At 42.5% G+C, this 2,526-nt stretch carries 4 protein-coding genes; 1 reads left to right on the top strand and 3 read right to left on the bottom strand.

Features of this window, described 5'->3' with window-relative positions; all coding sequences use genetic code 11:
* On the top strand, positions 1 to 250 hold a 250-nt coding region (locus tag BCT34_RS24735), incomplete at its 5' end, for a helix-turn-helix domain-containing protein (protein WP_131828339.1).
* 536 nt (positions 251 to 786) lie between these two features.
* Here the strand turns inward: BCT34_RS24735 and BCT34_RS05840 are convergent.
* From BCT34_RS05840 to BCT34_RS05830, 3 genes are all read right to left on the bottom strand, one after another.
* The gene (locus BCT34_RS05840) at positions 787 to 1,734 is read right to left on the bottom strand and encodes an Rpn family recombination-promoting nuclease/putative transposase (protein WP_076650768.1); all 948 of its coding nucleotides are present in this window, start codon (positions 1,732 to 1,734) and stop codon (positions 787 to 789) included.
* Between the two features lies 1 nt (position 1,735).
* Positions 1,736 to 2,086, bottom strand: a complete 351-nt coding sequence (locus BCT34_RS05835) for a hypothetical protein (protein ID WP_076650767.1) — start codon at positions 2,084 to 2,086, stop codon at positions 1,736 to 1,738.
* A 171-nt stretch (positions 2,087 to 2,257) separates the two neighbouring features.
* Positions 2,258 to 2,446 (bottom strand): hypothetical protein, encoded by a 189-nt coding sequence (locus BCT34_RS05830; RefSeq protein ID WP_076650766.1) that lies wholly within the window; start codon positions 2,444 to 2,446, stop codon positions 2,258 to 2,260.
* Between the last annotated feature and the right edge of the window lie 80 nt (positions 2,447 to 2,526).

Genomic DNA, 2,526 nt, shown 5'->3' with positions numbered 1-2,526 from the left:
AATATTTGCGACAGAACCCTTTGGGGCATTGGCGCAATTTGAAAGACGCTTGATTCAAGAGAGAACAAACGCAGGACTGAAAGCCGCAAGAGCGAGAGGAAGGTTGGGGGGACGACCGAAAATAAAACCGAGCAACTCAAAGGTGCAAATGGCCAAGCAAATGCACCAGAACAAGACGTTATCTATAGATTCGATTTGTGAGTCACTGTCAATATCGAGAGCGACGTTTTATCGCTATTTGGCATTATAATGAGAAACCAGCAGGCAGCGAAAATGAATACTCAAAAAAATAGATACGATCATTCAGAATCAAGGGCTAATTCCATCACAAAAGCCTGTCACCAACTTGGCGTATCTGAGCAAACACTACTCCACTACCTATCAAGAGAGGGATCATTAGAAGCTGCGATTGCTTCAATTGCTTATCGTAAATCGAACAACAGGACAGAGACTCCTTACACAAGTGTTCGCTTCCCTTTTTTAATGCCACCGCTATGGCGCATAGCATTAGGGGTTCCTGATTATTGACGTTCATTATCAGTTTAAGTGAAAATATATTTGAGAAGTGCAATACCAGACGTTATACACAAACCAATCAAAACTCGCTTAATCTATTCAAAATTAACACTAATATCAGACTTCATCGTCGATATATCTTGCTTAACATCAGCGATATCAGCTTTTGTTGCAATATAAGCATGAACGGTATTTAGCTAGGAACGGAGTTAAACACTATCGACGGTTCACAACTCTTATTCATTGTCGCAATAAATAAGAGTTGACGTTCTAATGGGATAAGCGGGCTAATTCTTCAGTGCTCAAGCCAGTAACATCCATAATGGTTGAATTATCCAGTCCATTACTCATCATCTTACGCGCCATCTCTTTGAGCGCTTTAGCTTCGCCTAGCTGGATGCCTTCTTGGCGTCCTTCTTGGCGTCCTTCTTGGCGGCCACGTTGAATGCCTCGCTGCTCACCTTGTTGGCGTAATTGTTCTGCAATCGTCATAAGTGTGTCCTCGTATTTCGGTACTGATTCGGCCAATGACGTAATTAACGCCTCTAGGTTTGTGGTTTCACCCACTTGAAGTAGATAGCTCATCAATGACTGCACTTGCTTGTCTGTAGTGTAATCGCTTAAGAGTAATGTGACCAGAGGCTCGACAAATTCCATGATATCTCGATGCCTTGCATGCTTTTGTACCAACTCAAGCAACGCGATACGGCGATGCTGCATAATCTCATCGTCAGATATCACCGTAACATCGACCAGTGGAAAGTCTTGAGTATAAAGCGCTTTCGCTTGGTCTGGATGAGCGAAACCTTTTAACCAATTCATTTCATAGGGATAAGGTGATACTTTCCCATGGTAAAACTGCAGGGGGATCACCAAAGGTAAATGCTTATGACCAGCATCAATATGCTGTTGCATAGCGGCAATCGCATAGCGCATCAACCTGAACGCCATGTGCTTATCTGGTCGGCTTTGGTGTTCGATTAACGCGTAGACGTATCCTTCTCCTTGAACTGTTTTGAGAGAATAGAGCACATCCGAATAGTAAGGACGCAGGCTTTCTTCAATGAAGCTGCCGGATTCTAGCTTGAGAGTCGTCAAATCACAGATGTCACGCAGCTCAGTTGGCAGGTGAATATCCAGTAAGTCCTTAGCGGTTTCTGAATGCGTCATAAACTGCTTAAAAAGCGCATCATGTGGAGTAGGAGTATACTTTTTCATATTAGGATTTTGATCTCCCCACTCCAGTAAGGTTATTTCGTCTTTGATGTTTTTTCCATTCTCTATCCATTTCATTCAGTGTGGCCTCGTCAATGATTGACGCTTTTTTAAGTGCGAACAACGTTGAACGAACCGTTATAGGTGCAAGAGAAAAACTATGCTTTCCTTTGCATTTCTCACAATAATAAATGGGGTTTTTAATGCCTTTTTCTAGCCTTAACGCTTCCCTCCGTTGCGTCATTGCATGTGTCAGCGAAATCAAATCACCCCAATCCATACTTGACTCCCATTGGACAAAGAGTTCATCCAGCATCTCAGGAAACCAAACCTTATGTGCATCACCAGCAGACATCCCATTCCTCTTTCTTGTATTCCATTTTTATACGGGCTCCTCCTTCTATGTCAATCTTGTTTCGATAGATAGGTAAGGGGCGAATAGATTGAACCCACTTGTGAAATAAGTGGCCCCTAGGGGGCAATACAGGCGATGTTGAACTTGAAACCATCATATCAATGAAAACGATCACATGTGCTTATAGTAGGTTTCTTGCAGTAAGTCGAACATCCTATCATCTATGGTCGGAACCGACTTAGGGTCGGGCGATAGAAGCAATTCGACCTTTTCATGCTCTGCGAGTTGCTGAAGTTTTGCCATATACTTTTCCGCTGACTTTTTTCTTGCTTTGATTTGACGTTCTTTTCGGTGGCTCATCTCATACACTCTATTAAACATACATGAAGCGATTATATCATTTCTTAATCAATACCGCTCGATGTTTAGCGATTTCAAAG

The sequence above is a fragment of the Vibrio sp. 10N.261.45.E2 genome, assembly GCF_002875705.1.
Lineage (GTDB): Bacteria > Pseudomonadota > Gammaproteobacteria > Enterobacterales > Vibrionaceae > Vibrio.
Note: the sequence above shows the minus strand (reverse complement) of the source record. Positions and strands in the feature narration are given on the sequence as shown.